Source organism: Evansella cellulosilytica DSM 2522 (genome assembly GCF_000177235.2).
Lineage (GTDB): Bacteria > Bacillota > Bacilli > Bacillales > Salisediminibacteriaceae > Evansella > Evansella cellulosilytica.
Map to the genome: position 1 here is coordinate 509,104 of NC_014829.1, position 23,609 is coordinate 532,712.

16 protein-coding genes are annotated in these 23,609 nt (G+C 38.1%); 15 read left to right on the forward strand and 1 reads right to left on the reverse strand.

Features of this window, described 5'->3' with window-relative positions; genetic code table 11:
• The first annotated feature begins 7 nt into the window (after positions 1–7).
• Both BCELL_RS02485 and BCELL_RS02490 read left to right on the forward strand, forming a co-directional pair.
• Positions 8–979, forward strand: coding sequence for a tRNA dihydrouridine synthase (locus tag BCELL_RS02485; RefSeq protein WP_013487089.1), 972 nt, complete (start codon positions 8–10; stop codon positions 977–979).
• Between the two features lie 312 nt (positions 980–1,291).
• On the forward strand, positions 1,292–2,557 hold the full coding sequence (locus tag BCELL_RS02490; protein ID WP_013487090.1) for an MFS transporter: 1,266 nt from the start codon (positions 1,292–1,294) through the stop codon (positions 2,555–2,557).
• 36 nt (positions 2,558–2,593) lie between these two features.
• On the opposite strand, the gene katG is transcribed toward BCELL_RS02490, so the two are convergent.
• A complete protein-coding gene (gene katG / locus BCELL_RS02495; RefSeq protein ID WP_013487091.1) occupies positions 2,594–4,810 on the reverse strand; it encodes a catalase/peroxidase HPI in 2,217 nt (738 codons plus the stop codon).
• Positions 4,811–5,744: 934 nt separating this feature from the next.
• Between katG and BCELL_RS02500 the strand changes: the two genes are divergently transcribed.
• From BCELL_RS02500 to BCELL_RS02560, 13 genes are all read left to right on the forward strand, one after another.
• Entirely contained in the window at positions 5,745–6,863 is a 1,119-nt protein-coding gene (locus BCELL_RS02500; protein WP_013487092.1) for a sugar ABC transporter substrate-binding protein, read from the forward strand.
• An 87-nt stretch (positions 6,864–6,950) separates the two neighbouring features.
• Positions 6,951–8,471, forward strand: coding sequence for a sugar ABC transporter ATP-binding protein (locus BCELL_RS02505; protein ID WP_041808108.1), 1,521 nt, complete (start codon positions 6,951–6,953; stop codon positions 8,469–8,471).
• Positions 8,472–8,483: 12 nt separating this feature from the next.
• The gene (locus tag BCELL_RS02510; RefSeq protein ID WP_013487094.1) at positions 8,484–9,659 is read left to right on the forward strand and encodes a sugar ABC transporter permease; all 1,176 of its coding nucleotides are present in this window, start codon (positions 8,484–8,486) and stop codon (positions 9,657–9,659) included.
• 251 nt (positions 9,660–9,910) lie between these two features.
• Positions 9,911–10,891, forward strand: a complete 981-nt coding sequence (locus BCELL_RS02515; RefSeq protein WP_245546927.1) for a sugar ABC transporter substrate-binding protein — start codon at positions 9,911–9,913, stop codon at positions 10,889–10,891.
• Positions 10,884–12,317 carry a sensor histidine kinase gene (locus BCELL_RS02520; RefSeq protein WP_013487096.1) on the forward strand — a complete coding sequence of 478 codons (1,434 nt, stop codon included), beginning with the start codon at positions 10,884–10,886 and terminating at the stop codon, positions 12,315–12,317. Before BCELL_RS02515 ends, BCELL_RS02520 begins: the two co-directional genes overlap by 8 nt.
• 6 nt (positions 12,318–12,323) lie before the next feature.
• Entirely contained in the window at positions 12,324–13,862 is a 1,539-nt protein-coding gene (locus BCELL_RS02525; protein ID WP_013487097.1) for a response regulator, read from the forward strand.
• A gap of 32 nt (positions 13,863–13,894) precedes the next feature.
• A complete protein-coding gene (xylF, locus tag BCELL_RS02530) occupies positions 13,895–14,992 on the forward strand; it encodes a D-xylose ABC transporter substrate-binding protein (RefSeq protein WP_013487098.1) in 1,098 nt (365 codons plus the stop codon).
• A gap of 422 nt (positions 14,993–15,414) precedes the next feature.
• Positions 15,415–15,885, forward strand: a complete 471-nt coding sequence (locus tag BCELL_RS02535) for a divergent PAP2 family protein (RefSeq protein WP_013487099.1) — start codon at positions 15,415–15,417, stop codon at positions 15,883–15,885.
• A gap of 15 nt (positions 15,886–15,900) precedes the next feature.
• Positions 15,901–17,364: a protein adenylyltransferase SelO gene (locus BCELL_RS02540; protein WP_013487100.1), complete on the forward strand. Its 1,464-nt coding sequence runs from the start codon at positions 15,901–15,903 to the stop codon at positions 17,362–17,364.
• Positions 17,365–17,540: 176 nt separating this feature from the next.
• Positions 17,541–19,916 (forward strand): GH36-type glycosyl hydrolase domain-containing protein, encoded by a 2,376-nt coding sequence (locus BCELL_RS02545; protein WP_013487101.1) that lies wholly within the window; start codon positions 17,541–17,543, stop codon positions 19,914–19,916.
• Between the two features lie 159 nt (positions 19,917–20,075).
• Complete coding sequence (locus tag BCELL_RS21435; RefSeq protein WP_013487102.1) at positions 20,076–20,528, forward strand: DUF4430 domain-containing protein; 453 nt, start codon at positions 20,076–20,078, stop codon at positions 20,526–20,528.
• Positions 20,529–20,677: 149 nt separating this feature from the next.
• Positions 20,678–21,148: a signal peptidase II gene (gene lspA, locus BCELL_RS02555; protein ID WP_013487103.1), complete on the forward strand. Its 471-nt coding sequence runs from the start codon at positions 20,678–20,680 to the stop codon at positions 21,146–21,148.
• 519 nt (positions 21,149–21,667) lie between these two features.
• Positions 21,668–23,560: a glycosyl hydrolase family 18 protein gene (locus tag BCELL_RS02560; protein WP_013487104.1), complete on the forward strand. Its 1,893-nt coding sequence runs from the start codon at positions 21,668–21,670 to the stop codon at positions 23,558–23,560.
• Positions 23,561–23,609 lie beyond the last annotated feature (49 nt).

Sequence of the window (23,609 nt, forward strand, 5' to 3'; positions counted from 1 at the left end):
AATTTGGATGAGTGAGAATTTTTGGCGTGAGTTACCACGACCTTTTTTTATACTAGCACCAATGGAAGAAGTAACCGATGTTGTTTTTCGTCACGTAGTAAGCGCGGCAGCTAGACCAGATGTGTTTTTTACAGAGTTTGCAAACAGCGAGAGCTATTGTCATCCTGAGGGAAACAAAAGTGTAAAGGGGCGTTTAACTTTTACAGACGATGAACAACCGATTGTAGCTCATATATGGGGCGATAAGCCAGAGAATTTCCGGAAAATGAGCATTGGTATGGCCGAACAAGGCTTTAAGGGCTTGGATATTAATATGGGATGTCCTGTTCCGAATGTGGCACGTCACGGAAAAGGTAGTGGCCTTATCCTTCGGCCAGATGTTGCCGCAGAATTAATTCAAGCTGCAAAAGCAGGAGGATTGCCGGTAAGTGTAAAAACAAGGCTTGGTTTTACGGAATTAGACGAATGGCGCGAATGGCTCACACACATATTGAAGCAAGATATTGCTAATCTTTCCATTCATCTACGAACAAGAGAAGAAATGAGCAAAGTAGATGCTCATTGGGAGTTGATTCCAGAGATTAAGAAACTTCGTGACGAGGTGGCGCCAGATACCTTGTTGACGATTAATGGGGATATTCTTGATCGTCAAACTGGCTTAAAGCTCGCCAATCAATATGGTGTTGATGGGGTAATGATTGGCAGAGGTATTTTCCATAATCCATTTGCCTTTGAAAAAGAACCAAGAGAGCATAGTAGCAAGGAATTACTGGATCTTTTACGTTTGCATATGGATTTACATGATAAATATTCAGGATTAGAGCTACGACCGTTTAAGGCGCTTCATCGCTTTTTTAAGATATACGTCAAAGGATTTCCTGGTGCAAGTGGCTTAAGAAATCACCTTATGAGCACAGAGTCTACAGATGAAGTGCGAGAAATGCTAAATAAATTTGAGTTAAAGAACGAAAATAAATAGAGGATGACTCATAAGGTCGATCTTTTACCTTTTGAGTCAACCTCTAAGCAATGTGCGTAGACACCCGGTGAGTGGAGCCATTGCCAAAACTTTTAATAGTTTTTCGGACACTGTCAATAAAAAGTAGTTATCAATAGGTCCCATAAAATAAGGATCTTTTTTTAGATTAGGAAAGTTTGTTTCTTAATCATTTGTATAATATTTTTGATTTATTTTAAGAGGCCTTTACAATGTTGTCCTACCATTTTCATCAACACTACTCCTCAATGATCATCATATATATAGGGTAAAACCTAACAGGGGTAGATATCATTGACGAAACAAAGTAGTAAGTTAAGGTGGGTTATTTTTGCCTCAGTATTGTTTACGTATTTATTTATGTCTAGTCAACGAACCGCACCTGGGTTAATTACTGACCAATTGATGAGGGACTTTAGTGTAACAGCAACAACGATTGGATTGGTAGCCAGTGTTCAATTTTTTATATATACGGCTTTACAAATTCCTATGGGTTTATTGGCTGATAAATATGGGCCTAATTTGTTACTCATTATCGGTGCTTCACTTGCAGGTATAGGTAACATCATCTATAGTGCTAGTACACATGAATATTTCCTCTTTTTCTCTAGGGTATTAACCGGAATAGGGGATGCAACCATTTGGGTTAATATGATACTTATCTTAAATATTTGGTTTAGTAAAAAAGAATTTACGAGATTAATTGGTGTTAGTGGAATGACTGGTAGTCTTGGGTTTCTTTTGGCAACGGTTCCTTTCTCCGTTATGATTGGTATCCTTGGATGGAGAGGGGCATTTCTATTAACAGGGTTTATACTATGCTGTTGTAGTGTCGTGCTATATGTTTTGCTTTTAAAAAAAACAAAACAATCTACCGTTATTCGTCAACATAGTCGTCAAGAAAAAACGTTTGTTATTCTGAAAAGAGTTTTTAAGAATCGTCAAGCGTGGGCATTATTCTTTTGTCACTTTGGTATTGTTGGTGGATATATTGGATTTGTCGGTTCTTGGGCAGTCCCATACATGATGGATGTACATGGAATGACACGGCTCGGTGCTAGTCAGCTTACTATGTTGAGTCTAATTGGTGCACTTATTGGTGCGCCTCTCATCGGGTGGTTTACAAGTAATTTAGGAACGATTAAGCGACCGTACATTGTTTTCCACTTTATCGTTCTCCTATGTTGGTCTGCATTTTTATTATTTCCTGAACATCCACCGTTTTATCTACTAATTGTACTTTTCTTTATTATTGGTTTTGGGTTCGGAGCAAATTCACTCACATTTGCTATTGTTCGCCAGACTGTTCCGATGTCCGAGTCAGGAATTATTACAGGCTTTGCAAATACGGGGGGCTTTTTAAGTGCAGTATTACTACCAAGTACGTTTGGTTATATATTAGATTTCTCACAGACATCAACAAATAGTATTGTTGATGGTTATTACTTCGGTTTTCTTATTCCAGTATTGTTCTCTATTGTAGGTATCATTGGAGTAATGTGTATTATGGAAAGTAATGGAAATCGAGGTTCGGATAGGAATAGAGAAGGGACTCAATAGGCTAAATTAACCTTTTGAGTCCCTTTTTTCTATCGTCTAATTGTTTGATAACTGAGCTTTTTTAAGGTCACTTTCTTTAAGGTCAAAGCGGTCAGCATTCATAACCTTCACCCAAGCAGCAACAAAGTCATTGACAAACTTTTCTTTATTGTCGTTTTGTGCATAAACTTCAGCAAGAGAACGTAATACAGAGTTTGACCCGAAAACGAGGTCTACTCTTGTAGCAGTACGTAATACTTCACCTGTATTACGGTCACGTCCAACATATTCGTTTGCTCCAACTGGCTTCCATTCTACTCCCATGTCAAGCAAGTTAACGAAGAAGTCATTTGTCAGCTTTCCAACTTGATCAGTAAACGCACCATGTTGTGTACCACCGTGGTTTGTTCCAAGTACTCGCATACCACCAATGAGAACAGTCATTTCTGGAGCAGTAAGTCCTAGTAATTGTGCTTTATCAATAAGTAGCTCTTCTGGACTTACAGCATACTGCTTCTTCTGATAGTTACGGAAACCGTCAGCAACAGGCTCTAACACATCGAAGCTTTCAGCATCCGTCTGCTCTTCTGTTGCATCACCGCGTCCAGGAGCAAAAGGAACGGTTACTTCATAGCCTGCATCTCGTGCAGCTTTTTCAATTGCAGCATTTCCTCCTAGCACAATTAAATCGGCTAAGCTGACTTCTATTCCAGCTTCTTTTTGAATGCCCTCTAGGACATGAAGAACTTTTTCAAGTTGTTCAGGTTGGTTTACTTCCCAATCCTTTTGTGGTGCAAGGCGAATACGAGCACCATTTGCCCCACCACGATGGTCTGAACCTCTATAAGTACTAGCGGATGCCCAAGCAGTTGTTACGAGCTCACTGACAGTTAGTCCAGAATTTAATAGCTTCTCTTTAAGAGCTGTTACGTCGGCATCTGTTAAGTCAGCGCTTCCTACAGGTACAGGGTCTTGCCAAATAAAGTCTTCTTCTGGCACTTCAGGACCTAAATATCTTTCTTTTGGTCCCATATCGCGGTGTAATAACTTGAACCATGCGCGCCCAAAAGCATCGGCAAACTCATCTGGATTCTGGTGGAATCGACGTGAAATTTTTTCATATTCTGGATCATGACGTAATGCCATATCAGCAGTTGTCATCATTGTTGGCACCTTTTTTGATGAATCTTCTGCGTCTGGAGCAAGGTGCTCCTCAGCAGGATCAACAATAGCCCATTGCCATGCTCCTGCAGGACTCTTTGTTAACCACCATTCGTAGCCAAACAACAGATCGAAATAACCATTATCCCACTGTGTTGGGTTAGCGGTCCAAGCCCCTTCAATACCACTTGTGATTGTGTCACGGCCTTTACCACTACCGTGAGTGCTTTGCCATCCAAAGCCTTGTGCTTCAATCGGTGCTGCCTCTGGCTCTGGGCCTACTTTAGCTGCATCCCCAGCTCCGTGAGCCTTACCAAAAGTATGGCCACCAGCGATTAATGCTACTGTTTCTTCATCATTCATTCCCATACGTCCAAATGTCTCGCGAATGTCCTGAGCACTTTTTACAGGGTCAGGCTTACCATTTGGCCCTTCTGGATTAACGTAAATAAGTCCCATTTCAACTGCAGCAAGTGGATTTTCAAGCTCACGGTCTCCTGTGTAACGCTTATCAGTTAACCATTCGGTTTCCTTACCCCAATATACATCCTCCTCTGGATGCCAGATGTCAGGACGTCCAGCACCAAAACCGATAATTGGGCCACCCATGTCTTCAATTGCAACATTCCCGGCCATTACAAGTAAGTCAGCCCAAGAGATTTTATTACCATACTTTTGCTTAATTGGCCAAAGTAATCGACGAGCTTTATCAAGATTTCCATTGTCAGGCCAGCTGTTAAGAGGAGCAAAGCGCTGGTTACCAGTATTACCACCGCCGCGGCCGTCGCCTGTACGATAAGTACCAGCAGCGTGCCATGACATACGAATAAAGAAAGGACCGTAATGTCCATAGTCAGCAGGCCACCAATCTTGACTGTCTGTCATTAAATTGCGAAGATCCTGCTTAAGTGCATCGTAATCTAGTTTATTAAATTCTTCTGCATAATCATAGTCGTCGCCCATAGGGTTAGATTTTCTGTCATGCTGATGTAGAATATTTAAGTTTAATGCGTTTGGCCACCAGTCTCGATTTGATGTACCACTAGACTTATTGCTAGTAGCACCTCCGTGAAACGGGCATCCTCCGATGTTTCCATTGTCTTTAGTGTCCATTACTTTCTCCCCTTCCGTGAAAATAAGTATATTTTTAATTATGCATCTAGTAAAATAGTTTTTTAAACTAGAAGCAATAATTATTATTATGTAATCATTATAATAAACTAATGATTAAAAAGAAAGAAATATAACTTCGGATAAATAAAAAATATTTTCTTGAGCTTAAAAGGACTTAAATGCTCTAGGGTTTACACTATAAAACCTGTGTATATATGGTTATTTATGTGTTACATAGATAAAAATAAGAGACTACATTATATAAAGTATATTAAGATATTTACAATAATAGAAGTGAAATTATTAATTGGTCATAGTAGATTCAAAATGATGTAATTGAAAAAAGTTGAGTGATAATGATAATCATGAAGTGAGTGTGTTTGAGAGATGAAATCAAAATTAATACTTATGAGCAATTGAGCTTAAGTATGACCTGAGAAGTATTTGTAAGAAGAAATTAGAATTGACATAATTTTTTATGAGTATAGTTAGATTAATAATCTCTTAGTTATTTCTAGAAGTTAAACTCTCTATTGCATCACACGTTACGTGTTGATTATACAGAGTCGAAGTGTGAGGAGTGTTTGAATTTACATATATAATTGTATATCAAAAAAAGATAAGGGACAAGTTTGATGCCGCATCCATTTAGAAATGAAGGCATTGGATCCTCCCTGTCGCTCTCCCGCTATAAGTAACTGGCTTATAGCGGGTTTTTAGCGATATGAATAATACTTAGGTGTCGTAAAGATAGCCACGTGTAGTAGCGAGCAACAATTTGATATAATAAGTAGTTTTTTGTGTAGTGAATCACAAAAATTAAAAAAGTACAGTTAATAATAAAAGATTACCATTTGTTAGCGCTTACATCTATTGTGTATGGCTATATAATTGACCTGTATTTAAATTGTGATATTCCGAAGGGGGATTAAAAATGAAGGCAGTGTTGAAGTTTATATCTCTTATGTTTGTTGTGACTGTGTTGGCGGGACTACTTGTCGCATGTAACAGTGATGAAGGTGCTAGCGGTGATGGTGGATTGAGTGTAGGTATTGTATTACCAACAAGAGATGAGCCGAGATGGGTTCAAGACGAACAGAGATTTAAGGATGCTTTAGAGGATTCGGAATATACGACTGAGATATTATTTAGCCAAGGTTCTTCAGCGAATGAAAAAGAGAATGTAGATACACTGATTAGTAAAGGGATCGATGTACTAATCATTGCCCCGCACGATGGTGCAGCTGCTGGCTCTGCAGTAGAGGCAGCAAAGAGTGAGGGTATTACTGTTATTTCATACGATCGACTCATTACTGAAACGGATGCAGTAGATTACTATGTAACTTTCGATAGTATTGCTGTTGGAGCGGCGCAAGGACAATATTTAATAGATAATTCTGAAGGATCAAATGTACCACTTTATTTATATGCTGGAGCTTCATCTGACAATAATGCATTTTTATTCTTTGAAGGTGCTTGGAGTGTGCTGCAACCAAAGATTGCTGATGGCACTTTTGTGATAGCAAATTCTAGTGAAGCGGAAGCACTTCAAGATAAAGGTGATTTATCAAGAGATGAGATGAGTAGAATTTTAAGCCAAGTAACAACAAACTGGGATCCAAATGAAGCAATCAATAAAGCGCAAACACACTTAACTGCAGTGGGTGGGGACATGAAGGGTGATGTCGCTGTTCTAGCTCCAAACGACGGAACTGCAAGGGCCATTGCCGATGTTTTCGCATCAGACAATGAAGTGTCAAGTTATGTAGTGACAGGTCAAGATGCTGAGATGGCATCCATTCAGTATATTATCGATGGAAAACAATCAATGACTGTATTTAAAGATGTTCGTACACTTGTTGAAGATGCAATGGGGATGGCTATTACAATTCTTGATGGTGGTACTCCGGAAACTACCGGTACGTACGACAATGGAAGTGTTGAAGTTAAAGCTAAACAAACGGATGTAATTGTTGTTGAACAAAGTAATGTAAAAAGTGAGCTAATTGATTCAGGCTATTATGACGCTGATGAATTTAGTGGACTTGAATAAGGAGTAAGAAGGTAGTGCGAAATGGTGGTAGATACGATCTATCACTATTTCGCGATTGTATTTGTTGTCTTGCGAAGGGGGATAACGATGAGCGAATATATTTTAGAAATGAAACAAATTTCTAAAGAGTTTACAGGAGTAAAGGCGCTCAGCAATGTTAACTTCAAGGTGGAGAAAGGTGAAATTCATTGCCTTGTTGGAGAGAATGGTGCCGGAAAATCAACGCTTATGAAAGTGTTAAGCGGTGTTCATCCTTACGGAACATATAAAGGAGATATTGTTTTTGATGGGAAAGTGCAGCAGTTTAAAAATATTAGTGACAGTGTCCATGCCGGCATTGCAATTATATATCAGGAATTGGCATTATTTCCGGATCTTACAGTGTATGAAAATATATTTGTCGGTAATGAAGTAGATAAAAAAGGTGTATTAGATTGGAATAGAACGATAGTGGAAGCAAAAAAAATACTAAAAAAAGTAAACCTTGAAGTTAATCCAGAAACATTAATTAAGGATTTGGGTGTTGGGAAACGTCAATTAATAGAAATTGCAAAAGCACTAAGTAAAGATGTTAAGCTGTTGATTCTTGATGAACCAACTGCTGCATTAAATGAAAATGATAGTGAAAATTTATTAAAACTATTAAATGTACTAAAGGAACAAGGGATCACTTGTATTATGATTTCGCACAAACTGAAGGAAGTTATTTCTATTGCAGATAAAGCAACGGTTATTCGAGATGGTCAAACGATTTGTACATTAGACTCCGATAATGGGGAGATAACAGAAAGTACCATTATAAAAAATATGGTTGGAAGAGAGATTGAAGATATTTATCCGAAGAGATTAAATAAAAATTTTGGTGAAAATGTTCTTGAATTATATAACTGGTCTGCCTATGACCAGAAGCTTGGTAGACATGTTGTGAAGGATGCAAATTTACATGTTAAGCAAGGGGAAATCATTGGTTTAGCCGGCCTAATGGGGGCAGGACGAACAGAACTTGCATTGAGTATTTATGGGAACGCCAAGTCCTATAAATTGCAAGGTGATATCGTTGTTAACGGTGAAATGAGATCATTAAAACATCCGAGTGATGCAATCAAAGCAGGCATTGCGTATGTGACGGAAGACCGTAAAGGTGATGGTCTATTTTTAATACAAGACATCAAAAATAATATCTCTGCTGCAAATTTAAACGGTATTTCGACGAATGGCATAGTTAATCCGAATGAGGAGATTAAAGTGGCAGATGAGTATTTCAAATCGCTTCATATAAAAGCGGCATCATTAGAACAACTAGTCGGTAATTTAAGTGGAGGGAATCAACAAAAGGTGTCACTTGCGAAGTGGCTATTTGTTGGGCCGAAGCTACTTATTCTAGATGAACCTACTCGTGGCATTGACGTAGGTGCAAAATTCGAAATTTATACCGTCATGAATGAACTAATTAAGCAGGGCTTAAGTATTATCATGATTTCCTCAGAACTGGGGGAAGTACTCGGAATGAGTGATCGCATATACGTCATGGCTCAAGGTGAAATCAAAGGCGAGTTGCCAATTGAAGAAGCGGATCAAGAAAAGATAATGCAACTTGCAACGCAATAGGAGGTTAAACCGATGAATATATTTAACGAAGCGAAAATATTAATCAATGAAAATATTCGAGATTACGGAATGTATATAGCTTTGCTCATTATTATTATTACTTTTACATTTTTAACAGATGGTCTGTTCATTTCATCTAGAAATATAAGTAATCTACTAGATTCTGCAGGATATATTGCGGTTTTAGCTGTAGGAGTCATGCTCGTTATTGTTATAAGACATATTGACTTGTCAATTGGATTTTTGGCGGGCTTCTTAGGAGCTATTGCTGCAATCCTGCTCATGCAAGTAGGTTTACCAGTGTACTTAGTTATCCCAATCATATTAATACTCGGAACAATTGCTGGTTTGTTTACTGGCTTTTTAGTCGCAAAGGTTGGTATACCTGCATTTGTTGCTACTCTAGCAGGTTGGTTAATATATCGTGGTGCAATTCTACAAGTTACAGAGAAAACAGGAACAATTATAGTCCAAAACGACAGCTTCAATGCGATAGGTAACGGCTATATTCCATCCTTGATGCAAGTGAATGGTCTTCATTTACTATCACTACTATTAGGTGGACTAAGTATCGTATTTTACATTTACAGTGCAGTTTCTAACCGAAGGAAGAAGATAAAGTATCATTTTGAAGTAGTTTCAAAGCAGATATTCGTATTACAGTTAGTATTTGTCTCAGCCATTATTGCTTATATTACTTGGATTTTAGCAGGATATAACGGTTTTTCATGGACAGTAATTATTATGCTATTAGTGGTCGTTGTGTATCACTTTTTCACGACGAAAACTGTTGTCGGAAGGCATATTTATGCAGTTGGAAGTAATCCAGAGGCAGCACACCTTAGTGGGATCAATGTAGGGAAAATAACACTCCTAGTTTTTGGATCAATGGGTTTACTTTCGGCGCTATCAGGCATATTGTTTACAGCGCGCCTACAGGCTGCTACGACAACTGCTGGTACTTTATTTGAACTAGATGCGATTGCTGCAGCCTATGTCGGTGGTGTTTCAGCTGCTGGTGGTGTAGGTAAAGTAACAGGAGCAATCATTGGAGCAATCGTAATGGCATCGTTGACTAGTGGTATGAACTTAATGGGGGTAGGTATTGCTTATCAATATATGATTCGTGGTGGTGTACTTGCATTAGCGGTGATTTTTGACGTAACGACAAGAAAGAAAGGGAAGTAATGTTGTAGTTGAATTATTTTAATCTAGTTGTCCCATAAGTATTCGGTACTGGCCATACTCGCCGCGCTCCCACTATAAGAACCCATTTATAGTGGGTTTTTAGTGACTGCGGCGGTTCAGCATATTGCATGAGGGAGACTCAATAGTCAAAAATCAACCTTTTGAGTCTCCCTCAAAAAATTAATTATTAGATTTTCGTTGGTAAGTGATATGATGAATATAGTTAATATAAGGAAAGGATGAATGTCTTCTTGAAAAAAGTAATCTTTATCATTCTAGCTTTTATATTCATCTGTCTCTGTTACCTTACAGTAGTTTCCGCAGAAAAGGTACTTAGAACTGATTGGAAGATTCCTTCTGCACTAGAGCAAAATAAGACGCAGTATCGCTTGGTCTTAATTACACAAGATATGGAGACCCCTTTCTGGGACGAAGTTGGAAATGGTGCTCTAGTCCAAGCCGACAAGTTAAGTGTAAGTATGGAGGTTTGGGGGAGTTATGGAAATAATCAAGAAGATTTTTTAAAGAAAGTAGAGCTAGCTATACATTCAAAAGTGGACGGTATTATTGTACAAGGACTAAATACGGATGAGTTCAAACATTTATCAAAAATTAAAGCATCCTTCTATGGAATTCCAATTGTCACCATTGCAAACGATGTGCCTATGGATGAAAGTCTTAGGCGAACTTACGTTGGATCGGACCAATATGCAGCTGGTAAAATGATAGCGAACGAACTAGTTGCTGATATGGGAACGTCAGGGAAGGTTGTTCTCATGTATGATAATCGCGAAGAGTACTATCAAGTGCAGCGATTACATGGTATTCACGATGTATTAAAAGAATATCCTGATATCGAAATGATTGATGCAGAAACTACTGATATGAGAGATCAAGTAATCGCTACTACTCAGGAAGTACTGAATCAATCGCCTGATGCAGATGCCTTTATAGCTGTTAATGCAAATATTGTGGGGGCTATGCTACAAGAAATTAGTAAGCGCTTTCAAATTGAGCCGTATTATATTTATTCATTTGATGATGGCCCAGAATCACTTTCACTTCTTACACAAGGCAAACTAGATGCAATTATAAAACAATCACCCGAAGAAATGGGGAAGAAAGGTGTGCAGTTAATTGTAGAGTGGCTAGATGATGAAACAGTTCCTTTAGAAATCAACGGCTATTATACAGATATAGACATATTAAGGGCGTTGGAGTTCCATGAATAGTATACAAAAGAAAATCTTATTACTAACTACTGTCGTTGTCATCATTATGTCTATTATTTGGGTAGCGCTGACATATTATAATTATAAAACGCAAAATCAATATAATGATATACTACAGCGCTACTTAACAATGAATGAAGTGTCAAATACGAGTCAACAAGTAATAACTGATATTAATAACTATATGATTAAACCTGCGCCGGATACCTTATCACAACTCAATCAAAGTAAAGAGCATGTTGAAGAGGTAAAGTATGAGGTATATAAGCTCAGAAATGAAGAGAATGATTTCACATTAACGAATTACATTCATCTAATAGATAGTTTAATAGAAACAACGGATCGAATCATTATGTTTCATTCTCAGGATAATACGGAGGCTTCTACGAAAGAGTTCGCTGAAGCAACTCGGATAGCAAACTATATATCAGAAATAACACTTGCATTGCTAGATAGCGATTTAAAAACTTATGATGTTTTTTATCGTGGCATTATTGAACAATCAGAAGAGTTGAATAAGCTAGGTATTTGGCTACTGCTGTTAATCACTTTCTTATTATTAGTAGTTACTTATTGGTTTTCATTAAGTATAACGAGGCCAGTACAAAAATTAACGAAAGCAGCAAATGAATTTTCAAGAGGGAGGTTCGACACACAGGTTAAGGTCGATACAAATGATGAAATAGCATTCTTAGCTAAAACTTTCGAACGTATGCGAATCAATATTAATAATTTAATCTCGGAAATAAAGTATAAAGCACAGTTAGAGCGAGAACTTCAGCAAAATAAAATTCTTTTGCATGAAAGCCAGTTTCGTAGTTTACAAAGCCAAATTAACCCACACTTTTTATTTAATACATTAAATACGTTATCGAAAAAAGCGTATTTAGAAGGATCTGAGGAAACGAGTGACCTGCTCGTAAGTGTAGCGGGATTGTTGAGGTACAATTTAAAGCGCTTAGATCGCTCCGTTACTCTTCAAGATGAAGTCAACGTTTTACAACAATACATGGATATACAAAAAGCAAGATTTACAGAACGGTTGAACTTGTATATGGAAGTAGATTCTTCATGCCTAGATGTAAAAATTCCGGCGTTAACATTACAGCCGATTATTGAAAATGCGGTAATCCATGCTGTAGAACCAGAGGAGGAGGGTGGCAGTATTTACTTCCGTGTCATTGATGAAGGGGAAAGCGTGAGAGTTGAAATTGAAGACAGTGGGAGGGGAATGGATAAGGGTAAAATAAAGCAAATTTTAGAGGAGACTCATATCGATTCAGAAGGGCATTCCACAGGCATTGGTTTTAGTAACGTAGTTAAACGATTACGTTTATTTTATGGATATAATGATGTTATCGATATAGAGAGTGTTGTCGGACGAGGGACGAAAGTGATGATAAATATACAAAAAAACAAGGGGTGAGATTTTATGATAAAGCTCCTCATTGTTGATGATGAACAGATTGAAAGGGATGGGATGCAAGTTATATTGAGCCATGCATTTCCAGGTGTAACCATTAAGCAAGCGAAAAATGGTAAAGAAGCAATCTTAATAGCGGATAGATTTCAACCACATCTAGTATTAATGGATATTAAAATGCCAGGGATGAATGGATTAGAGTCTGTCCAACACTTAAGTAATGAGTATCCTCTAATGAAATTCATTATGGTAACAGCATACGATACTTTTGATTACTTAAAAAGGGCTATTAAACTTGGAGTAAAAGACTACATATTAAAGCCTAGTAGAGCTAGTGAAATTGTGACAACTGTGGGTAAGGTATTGAGAGAAGTGGAAGAAGAACAAAAAAAACGAGAGATGATAGAGCAACAACAGTATACCCTTGAAAAAACATTGTCTATAGCTGAAACAGATGTAGTTACACAACTATTATTTGATCATGTTCATGAAATACACTTAGAAATGCTTTTAGAAATGCTAGACATTCGCTCTATTAATGAAATGTATGTGATGGTTGTATTAATATCAACAGGGTCAGAAAATATGTATTCTACGATTAAAGAGAAGGTAAGGAAAGCAGGTAATAGTTTGATAGGGGCTTTGTACGGTAATCAACTACCGATCATTATGTTTAGAGATCAAGATAAATCATTTCGATCGCAAGCGGTTTTTATGGCAAGAGAAATACTTTCTGTAGCAAAAGTAAATAAAAAAACAAATTGTTTTATTGGGATTGGCGAGGTTTGCTGTTCATTAGAGGAAATTAGAAAATCATATTCGGAGTCTTTAGTGGCTACTATGGATACTACTTTGCCTGTTAAATATCGTTTTTACTGTGATGTTAAGTCTATTAATGTAGTAGGAAGCGAACAACGAGTCAAGCAGCGCGAAAAAGAGTTTGCTGAACTCATAAGATTAGGTGAATGGGAACAAATCCATAAGAGTATTATGAATCTCATTCAAAGCTATGAGAATGAAGGAGCAGACACACTTCAAACGCAACAAAGAATATTAGAATTACTTTGGATTGTATCGCGCCTAATGAATGAAATGGGAGTTGAAACAGTATCACCTTTTTATTCCTTTCAAGCTAACGATTATCGTCAACTTCGATCAGAGACTAATGAATTATTGCAACAAATGAGGCAGTTATATACTAAACATTATGATCAGTTGGAGTTAGATAGTATTTTCTTAATGAAACGCTATATCCTTGAGCATTCTCACGAAGATATCTCCCTAGATAAGTTGGCAAAAAAAGTAGGGTTAAGCCCGATTTACATGAGTAAATTGTTTAAAGAAAAACTAGGTGTCAATTATATTGATTTTTTAACAGAATGTAGAATTGAAAAGGCGAAGCAGTTATTGAAACGACCGGATAAGAGTATAAAAGAAATTACGTTTGATGTTGGATATCACGAGCCCAATTATTTCAGCAAAGTATTTAAAAAAATGTGTGGGGTATCTCCTAAAGAGTATAGGAAATCAATCTTTAATAGAAATTAAGCACTTGTATTATATAAAAAGGGGAGAATGGAATGGGGCGGAGATATGTTCGTATCTTACTATTTGTTTTTATAGTACTGTATATGTGGGCTTTGGTCGCTTGTGAAGACAGTGAAGAGACGCTAATATCTGAAGTCACATCCAAGTCTTCAGGTGCGGATACTGATCATGAAATCGAGTTCCTAGGAGAAAAAGTAAAGATAGGTTTTTCCATGGATACTTTAGAGGAGGATCGATGGGTTAGGGATAGAGACTTGTTTAAAGAAGCGGTGGAGTCACTAGGTGCTGAAGTTGAGATCATGGCAGCTAACGGTGATGATGCACTGCAGCTATTACAGGCGGAAACGTTAATTAGTCAAGAAATAGACGTCTTAGTTATTGTTCCACATAATGCTGAAGCTACTGCTGCAATTGTAAATAAAGCGCAACTAGCAGGAGTAAAAGTACTATCCTATGACCGTCTCATAAAAAATGCAGATATTGATCTGTACATTTCCTTTGATAATGAACAAGTAGGTGAACTAAAAGCGAGAGCAATTACTAGTAGGGTTCCGACTGGGAAATATGTCTATATTGGCGGAGCAATAACTGATAATAATGCTCACCTATTTAAATCAGGTGTATTTAATGTATTGAAACCATTAATAGATAATGGCGATATTTCGATTGTCTATGATCAGTGGACGAAAGATTGGACACCAACGAATGCCTTTGCAAACATGGAGGCTGCCCTTATTGCTAATAATAATGAGATCGATGCAGTCATTGCAGCAAATGATGCAACCGCTGGTGGTGTCATTGAAGCACTTGAGGCACAAGGACTTGCTGGAGAAATTCCAGTAGCAGGGCAAGATGCTGACCTTGCGGCAATACAACGAATTATTGAGGGCACACAGACAATGACTGTATACAAACCGATAAAACCGTTAGCTGAAGAAGCGGCAATACTTGCTGTAAAGCTTGCTAGAGGAGAAAAAATTGAGACTAATACAACAGTAAATAATGGGAAAATAGATGTTCCATCTGTTTTATTATCACCAGTTTCGGTAGAACTAGAAAATATTAGTGAGACAATCATTGCAGATGGATTTCATACGAGAGAGGAAATATACAATCAAAAGGAACAGTAAATTTTTGACTTAGTTTTTTCTACAGAAAAGCTGTTCTTTTTTGAAAGAATAGAAAACTTGCAGTGGAATTTTTCCGTCGCGCAGCCAACTTTAAAAAAAGACTAAAAACGAGCTTCACCAAGCTCGTTTTTAGTTTTTCTTATTTTTAGGCTATATTTTCTCGGAGGCAGGAGACTCAGTAGGTAAAATTAAGAGGCCTTTTATTTGTATTGCAATGGCTACGCTCGCCGCTCGCCTGGTAGGAGAAACCCACTCCTATCAGGCTTTTTAACGTTTGCGACAGCTACGCACATTGCTTAGGGACACTGAAAAAGTGAACGAACACCACTTTTTCAGTGCCCTTCCTTTTGAGTCTCCTCTTTGTTTAAACATATTGCATAATTCCTTCGTTTTTCCAGAAAACTAACGAAGAGGTGATTACTGTGAGTAGAGGGATTTTTACTGCATTACTAGCAATAGGATTAGCACAATTTTTAAAGATACCTATAAAGCAATTGAAAACAAAAAAGTGGAATTGGAAAACCTTTTTTGAATCTGGTGGCATGCCAAGCTCTCACTCAGCAGGTGTTGCTTCGCTTGCAACCTATATAGGATTACGATTAGGTGGGCGTACACTTGATTTTGCGTTATCAGTCATTTTTGGATTAATTGTCATGTATGATGCGCAAGGCATAAGAAGATACGCTGGAGAGACGTCTATGAAAGTAAATGAACTAGAAGCAAAAGTGGAAAAGTTAGCTGGAGAATCTTCTGGAAGTTTCCACGAGCAGAAGAAAAGGCAGCTAAAAGAACAATTAGGTCATCAACCTGAAGAGGTAGTAGCGGGAGCTTCGTTAGGAGTAATTGTTGGAAGTATAAGCTATATGTTAGGTAAAATGAAGGGAAAGAATTGATGGGAAGGAGATTATATGGATAATAAAATAGGTTGGAACTTAGAAAATAGTTACACAAAGCTCCCGGACACTTTTTATAGTACATTAAATCCAACTACAGTTAGCTCTCCTAAATTAGTGATATTTAATGAGAAATTAGCTACCTCGCTCGGTTTAAATGGAGAAGAATTAAAAGGAACTTCTGGTGTAGAAGTATTTGCGGGGAATAATCTTCCCCCTGCTTCAAAACCACTTGCGCAAGCATATGCTGGCCATCAGTTTGGACATTTTACAATGCTAGGCGATGGTCGAGCAATTCTCCTTGGTGAACAAATAACACCGAACAATGAACGAATCGATATTCAATTAAAAGGAGCGGGAAGGACTCCTTATTCTCGAGGCGGAGATGGACGTGCTTCTCTAGGACCGATGTTAAGGGAATATATCATCAGTGAAGCGATGGATGCATTAAACATTCCAACAACTAGAAGCTTAGCTGTTGTAACAACAGGAGAAGATGTCTATAGGGAGACGGTTTTACCTGGAGCTATATTGACTCGGACTGCTGCAAGTCATTTAAGAGTAGGGACATTTGAATATGCTGCAAAGTGGGCGACAGATGATGAACTTAAACAATTAGCTGATTATGCTATCAATCGCCACTATTCAGAGATTGTAGCAAAAGAAGATCAATATAGATTATTTCTACAAGAAGTGATAAAGCGTCAAGCTGAGCTGATTGCTAAATGGCAGCTAGTTGGTTTCATACATGGCGTCATGAACACAGATAATATGACCATTAGCGGTGAAACAATTGACTACGGTCCTTGTGCGTTTATGGATGAGTATGACCCGAAAACAGTATTTAGCTCTATTGATCGAGAAGGTCGATACGCTTATGGCAATCAGCCTTATATTGGTGCTTGGAACGTTTCGCGTTTAGCAGAAGCAATTCTCCCACTCCTTCATGATGATCAGGAGGAAGCGGTGAATATCGCACAGGAGGAAATAGGGAAATATAAAGATTTGTACCTTTCCTATTGGCATACAGGGATGAAGGCAAAGCTCGGTATCATAAATGATGAGGCTGATGACGAACGGCTTATAGAAGAGTTGTTAATGTTAATGCAGCAGCATAGTGCGGACTTTACGAATACTTTTCGAGCATTGACGTTAGATAAGATAGAGGGAATGGCGTTATTTGAGACAGATGCATTTAAAAAATGGTACGAACGATGGAAAGCACGAATAGGTAGACAAGAGGAACCAATAAGCGCTTCGATAGCTTTAATGAAAAAGAGTAATCCCGCTGTTATACCTAGAAACCATCTTGTAGAGGAAGCTCTCGATGCAGCGGTGGAAGATGGGGATTATGCAGTGATGGAGCGATTACTGCACGTATTAGAAAAACCGTTTGATTATACTTTAGAAAAAGAAAAATTTACTGCACCGGCACCACCTGAAGTTAGCTGTAATTACAAAACGTTTTGTGGGACATAAAACTATTCGTTCTCTTTGGAAGGTATTCTGGAGAGAACCTTTTTATGTATCATTGTTCTTAAAACGTTTACATAAAATCTCGTTAATCTAAAGTACGAAAACGTTTTATTTGATATACTAAATGGTGAAACACGAGTAATTTTTTTCTTAAAATCGTTTAAAAGTGAGGGATATTAATGATCAGATCAACGGAAAATAACGAATACTATGAACTGACAAGCCCTACAAAAATACCGAAGGCTTCCGGTTTTTTATGGAATGACAACATGATGATTCATATGAACTGTCGAGGTTATGCAGTTGCGCAATTTATGCAGCCAGAGCCAGCAAAATATTCGCATTCTCCTAACTTAGAAGCGAAAACATTTATGCAGCCAGAACAGCCATATTATGCACACCATCCTGGGCGTTTCGTTTTTGTGAAGGATGAAGAAAATGGGGATATTTTTTCTGCGCCTTATGAGCCTGTGCGTGTTCTTCCAGATAACTATACTTTCGCGGTAGGGAAAAATAATATTATTTGGAAAGTAGAAAGCAATGGTGTCCTCATTGAAATGAAATTAAGCTTACCGAAAGACGACCCATATGAGCTATGGGAAGTGAAGGTGAAAAACCTTTCAAACAAGAAAAGGAAATTAAGTATTTATCCTTACTACACTGTAGGTTACATGTCTTGGATGAATCAATCAGGAGAGTATTTAGAAGATATACAAGCAATTGTTTGTTCCTCTATCACTCCATATCAAAAGTATCAGGACTATGCAAAAATAAAGGAATTGAACGACAAAACATTCTTATTAGCAGAGAAGAAGCCTTTTTCTTGGGAAGTAAGTCAAGAAGTGTTTGAAGGTGAAGGTGGGATAACGCTACCAACTGGCATTCAAGAAGAAGCTTTGTCTAAAAGCGATTCAAGATACGAAATGCCTACAGCAGTTTTCCAATATAAATTAGAAATGGATGTAAATGAAGAGCAATCATATCGTTTCGTATTTGGACCTGCGAAATATGATGAAGATGTTACTGCTGTGCGGAATAAATACTTTGAAGCTGAGAATGAGGCAGGAGAAGACGGCTTCGTTTTAGCAGAAAAAGAATATGCAAAATACATAGCTGAAGGTAGTGGCTGTCTGCAAATAAAAACGCCTGATGCGCATTTAGATAACTTTGTTAACCATTGGTTACCGAGACAAATATATTATCACGGTATCACAAATCGATTGTCGACTGACCCACAAACGCGTAACTATCTCCAAGACAACATGGGGATGAGCTATATTAAACCGAGTATTGCCCGTCATGCATTTGTTCACGCGTTAAGTCAACAAGAATCAAGTGGAGCGATGCCAGATGGGATTACGATCCATGAGGATGCCGAGCTTAAGTATATTAATCAAGTACCTCATACGGATCACTGTGTGTGGCTTCCTATCTGCTTAAGCACTTATTTAGATGAGACAAATGATTATGCGATTTTAGATGAGGTTGTTCCATTTGCAGACGGAAATGAAGAAGCAACCGTAATGGAGCATATTAATCGTGCGATGTATTGGCTCATCAACGACAGAGATGAAAGAGGCCTAAATTATATTAACCAAGGAGATTGGTGTGACCCAATGAATATGGTTGGTTATAAGGGGAAAGGTGTCTCTGGGTGGCTAACAACTGCCTCTGCATACGCATTTATGATTTGGGCAGATATTTGCGAGAAAAATGGATTGCAGGATAATAGCGAAAAATTTCGTCAAGAAGCGGACAAATCAAATGAGGTCATTAATAAATATTTATGGGATGGCGAATGGTATGCACGAGGAATAACAGACGATAATGTTGTCTTCGGTATTAGTAAGGATAAAGAAGGCCGCATCTTCCTTAATTCACAGGGGTGGGCACTATTAAGTGGTGCTGCTGATGAGGTCAAAAAAGAAAAACTACTGAAATCCGTCGTTGATCAATTAGAATCACCTTATGGAGTAGAAATGCTAGGACCAGCATATACAGCAATGCGTGAGGATGTAGGTCGTGTTACACAAAAGCATCCAGGTTCTGCAGAAAATGGTTCAGTATATAACCACGCAGCTGTATTTTACATTTATGCCCTCTATACAGCTGGGGAAACTGAAAATGCTTACCGTTTATTACGCAAAATGATTCCTGGACCAGACCTCGATGATATTATTCAAAGAGGACAACTGCCCGTATTCATCCCTAATTATTACAGAGGAGCATATAGAACAATCCCAAGAACAGCAGGGCGCTCAAGTCATTTATTTAATACAGGAACCGTTTCGTGGGTTTACCGTTGTATCGTAGATGGATTATTTGGAGTTCAAGGGGCAAAAGATGGCCTTCGCATCCAACCACAGCTACCTGCTGATTGGCAAGAAGCTTCTGTTACTCGCTCCTTCAGAGGAGCAGACATAGAAATCGACATTCGAAGAGAAGCAGGAATCCGAGAAACGGAGTTATATGTGAATGGAGACCTTGTTGAAGGAAACGTTATGAAAGACTTGAAGTCTGGTGAAAAATATAAAGTATTAGTAAAAGTACAATAAAGTAAAAGTAAAACAGACATTTTTAAGTAGATGTCTGTTTTGCTTTTTTTATGCGACCCTATAAGATACGTAACTTGTATCTCAGTGCATGGATAATTATAATAGAGTTTGTGGAAAATTTTCGAAGACTGTAGAAAATAAAGAAAGAGGGTAAAAAAGATGAAATTAACAAAATTATTGTTAGCTTTATTTGTAGCAATGGCTCTATTACTAGTTGGGTGTAACCAAGATGATAGTGAAGAGAACACAACACCAATTACAAATGATCCTGTTAATAATACAGCTAGCGAAGATGCAAATGAAAATGCAAGTGCAAACGAGTCAGATGAAGTGAAAGTAACGATTGTAAACATGAGAGATGAAACAGATGCTGAAGAGTACTTATTTGCCATTGATGAAGGAGATACTGTTATGGATGTAATGGAATCTAATTTCGCAATTGACAATAACAATGGTTTTATCGAAGCAATTGATGGAATTTACAACGCTGAAGGTGAAACTTATGCTTGGATGTATTCCGTAAATGGAGAACAGCCTACTGTTGGAGCAGAAGAGTACGACCTTGAAGCTGGCGATGAAGTTTTATTTGAATTTTTAAACTGGGATGAGTAAGAATTTTCGGCTACATAAAGGCTATATTGTCCAAGATAGACAGTATAGCCTTTATTTTTTTTATTTTTCCCCGCCTAATGTATTGAAATCATATATAATGGTTGTATTATAGTAACAGTTGGCAAATTTCAATATAGAGAGGATCGACTATGAGATATTATATCGTTGCACTATTAATTTTGTTATTAGATCAAGTAACAAAGTGGTTAGTTGTACAAAACATGAATATTGGGGAAAGCATTCCTATCATAAATGGATTATTTTATATCACTTCACATAGAAATGCCGGGGCTGCTTTTGGGATATTGCAAGGTCAGCTATGGTTATTCATCATTATTACAATTGGTGTATCTTGTGTGCTTATTTATTTAATCCAAACAATAAAAAAGGGAATGAACTGGTATGGTGTTTCACTTGCATTATTGTTAGGGGGGGCAATTGGGAACTTTACCGATCGACTTTTTCGAGGGGGAGAAGTTGTTGACTTTATAAACGTATATATTTTCTCCTACAATTTCCCGATTTTTAACGTAGCTGATATGGCATTAAATGTTGGTGTTGTCATGATGCTTATTCATTTATTTAAAGAAGAAAAACGAAATAAAAAAATAGCTAAGTAAAAGAGGTTGATTCATAAGGTAGAAATTTTTTACCTTTTGAGTCAACCTCCTATGAGGGCACTAGAAAAGGTAAATAGCTGAGGGCACTGAAAAAGTAAAAAACAACTTTTTCAGTGTCCTCTTTCTTATTTGGAGTTGTCCAGTGTACAAGGGTAGTGGAGTTTTTAAAACAGCCTATAAATATCGTAGGACTAATGACATATTATTCATTCAGTGTTCGACATAATTAGGGTTTGGTTAATAGGATGATGGATACAAAGTATTTTTAAAATTTAGAAATTTATAAAAACTAATTGACACCTGTACGAATATCGTAATAACCTGGTATAGACAACTATAATTCTAGTGGAGGATATTCTGAATTAGGTAATCTATTTACAAATGGTGACCACTACTAGATGAGAGATTAAGTACTTTAAATGCTTTCATAAACCTTGAAAAAAGGAGGAGATACAAAATAGTTTGTTGTTTGCCTGGAAATATTTATACGTAAAAAAACAGGAGAGGTGATGAAAGAATATGAAAAAGTTAATGGTGTTAGGACTAGCTACTTTTTTACTATTTTCTATGTTTGTTAATACTGCATTTTCAAATGAGCATCATGATAATGACGACTTTAAATCGGTAGTTTACTATATTTCGTGGGCGGCCCAGGAATATGATAATGAAGGAAATGAAGCGCGTGATTTCTTCGTACATGACATGGATGCAACGAACGTCACTCATATTAATTATGCTTTTGCAAAAATAGTAGGAGATGACAGGCCAGAAAGTGATCTAGTAAACGGGAATTGTCTCCCTCCTGAAGAGATCGCAGAATATGATGGGGATGATAGAGTTGATCATTTAAATTGCGATGATGTACATCGTGTTACATTTGGAGATCCGGATGTAGACATCGGAGAAAATGTCTCTGCAGAGGATGCTTGGGAAGGTAACTTTGAAGGGAACTTTAGAGATTTGATCGCGTTTAAAGAAGACAACCCTCATGTGCAAACGCTAATTTCCATAGGTGGGTGGACGATGTCTAATTATTTCTCTGACATGGCACTAACGGAAGAATCAAGAGAAATATTTATTGATAGTGTCATAGAGTTTATTCGAGTGTTCGAATTTGATGGAGTAGATTTAGACTGGGAATATCCAGGCTATGGTGGAGAGTGGCACAATGACCCATATCCTGAAGATAAAGAAAACTTCACGCATTTATTGAGAGAATTGCGTGAGGCTTTGGATGAGGCAGGAGAAGAAGATGACACGTATTATCCTCTTACAATTGCGGTAGCTGCTAACGTTGGTAATTATGCTGCTAACACGGAAATGCCTGAAATAATGGAGTATTTAGATTGGATTAACTTAATGACATACGACATGAGTGGACCATGGGACCGACATGATTTTGACGGAGAAGGATTGCCATGGGGAGAACAACCATTCATAAGTGGCTTCAATGCACCTTTATATCAAGATCCATTAGATCCTTGGGGCTCTTGGTTAACAGTGGAAGGTACTGTCGATGCATATTTAGAAGTTGGGATTGACCCAAAAGATATGGTTTTAGGCTTAGCTTTTTATGGTCGAACATGGGCTAGCTGTGAAGCTGAACGAAATAATGGCATGTTTGATAAATGTTTTGAAGATGAGGATGGTATCGTTGCCGGTCCAGGAACTTGGGAGCGGGGAGTATTAGATTATTGGGATATTAAAGAGAATTACGTAGACCAGAACGGTTTTGTAAGGTATTGGAGTGAAGATGCTTTAGTGCCATGGCTTTACAACGAGGAAACTGGTGAAGTAATCACCTATGACGATGAAGAATCTATTGGATATAAAATGCAGTTTGTTTTAGAAAGAGGCTTGGGAGGTTCAATGGTCTGGGAAATTACACAAGATAGAGATGGTGCCATGATGGAAACAATAGGTAGCTATCTATTTGCTGGTGACCCAGGCGAGGGTGAAGGCCCAGGCGAAGGTGAAGGTCCAGGCGAAGGTGAAGGCCCAGGCGAAGGTGAAGGTCCAGGCGAAGGTGAAGGCCCAGGCGAAGGTGAAGGTCCAGGCGAAGGTGAAGGCCCAGGCGAAGGTGAAGGCCCAGGCGAAGGTGAAGGCCCAGGCGAAGGTGAAGGTCCAGGCGAAGGTGAAGGTCCAGGCGAAGGTGAAGGTCCAGGCGAAGGTGAAGGCCCAGGCGAAGGTGAAGGTCCAGGCGAAGGTGAAGGCCCAGGCGAGGGTGAAGGCCCAGGCGAGGGTGAAGACCCAGGCGAAGATGAAGAATCCGCAGGTGACAAAGAAGGAGACAAGCTACCTGAAACAGCTACGACAATGTATAACTGGCTATTAATCGGTGCGATGCTATTAATCGTAGGCTTTACGTTCTTGTTTATATCTAGAAAGCGAAAACTGCAAACTACTGACTAATAATTGACTTTAATAGAACGAGGTAGACTCAAAAAGTTGAATTTTTTCC

What these genes read in the sequence shown, in the direction of transcription:
- BCELL_RS02560 (WP_013487104.1), top strand. Translation starts at nt 21,668, where the DNA reads ATGAAAAAGTTAATGGTGTTAGGACTAGCTACTTTTTTACTATTTTCT.
- BCELL_RS02545 (WP_013487101.1), top strand. Translation starts at nt 17,541, where the DNA reads ATGATCAGATCAACGGAAAATAACGAATACTATGAACTGACAAGCCCT.
- BCELL_RS02500 (WP_013487092.1), top strand. Translation starts at nt 5,745, where the DNA reads ATGAAGGCAGTGTTGAAGTTTATATCTCTTATGTTTGTTGTGACTGTG.
- BCELL_RS02505 (WP_041808108.1), top strand. Translation starts at nt 6,951, where the DNA reads ATGAGCGAATATATTTTAGAAATGAAACAAATTTCTAAAGAGTTTACA.
- BCELL_RS02485 (WP_013487089.1), top strand. Translation starts at nt 8, where the DNA reads ATGAGTGAGAATTTTTGGCGTGAGTTACCACGACCTTTTTTTATACTA.
- BCELL_RS02540 (WP_013487100.1), top strand. Translation starts at nt 15,901, where the DNA reads ATGGATAATAAAATAGGTTGGAACTTAGAAAATAGTTACACAAAGCTC.
- BCELL_RS21435 (WP_013487102.1), top strand. Translation starts at nt 20,076, where the DNA reads ATGAAATTAACAAAATTATTGTTAGCTTTATTTGTAGCAATGGCTCTA.
- BCELL_RS02525 (WP_013487097.1), top strand. Translation starts at nt 12,324, where the DNA reads ATGATAAAGCTCCTCATTGTTGATGATGAACAGATTGAAAGGGATGGG.
- xylF (WP_013487098.1), top strand. Translation starts at nt 13,895, where the DNA reads ATGGGGCGGAGATATGTTCGTATCTTACTATTTGTTTTTATAGTACTG.
- lspA (WP_013487103.1), top strand. Translation starts at nt 20,678, where the DNA reads ATGAGATATTATATCGTTGCACTATTAATTTTGTTATTAGATCAAGTA.
- katG (WP_013487091.1), bottom strand. Translation starts at nt 4,810, where the DNA reads ATGGACACTAAAGACAATGGAAACATCGGAGGATGCCCGTTTCACGGA.
- BCELL_RS02510 (WP_013487094.1), top strand. Translation starts at nt 8,484, where the DNA reads ATGAATATATTTAACGAAGCGAAAATATTAATCAATGAAAATATTCGA.
- BCELL_RS02520 (WP_013487096.1), top strand. Translation starts at nt 10,884, where the DNA reads ATGAATAGTATACAAAAGAAAATCTTATTACTAACTACTGTCGTTGTC.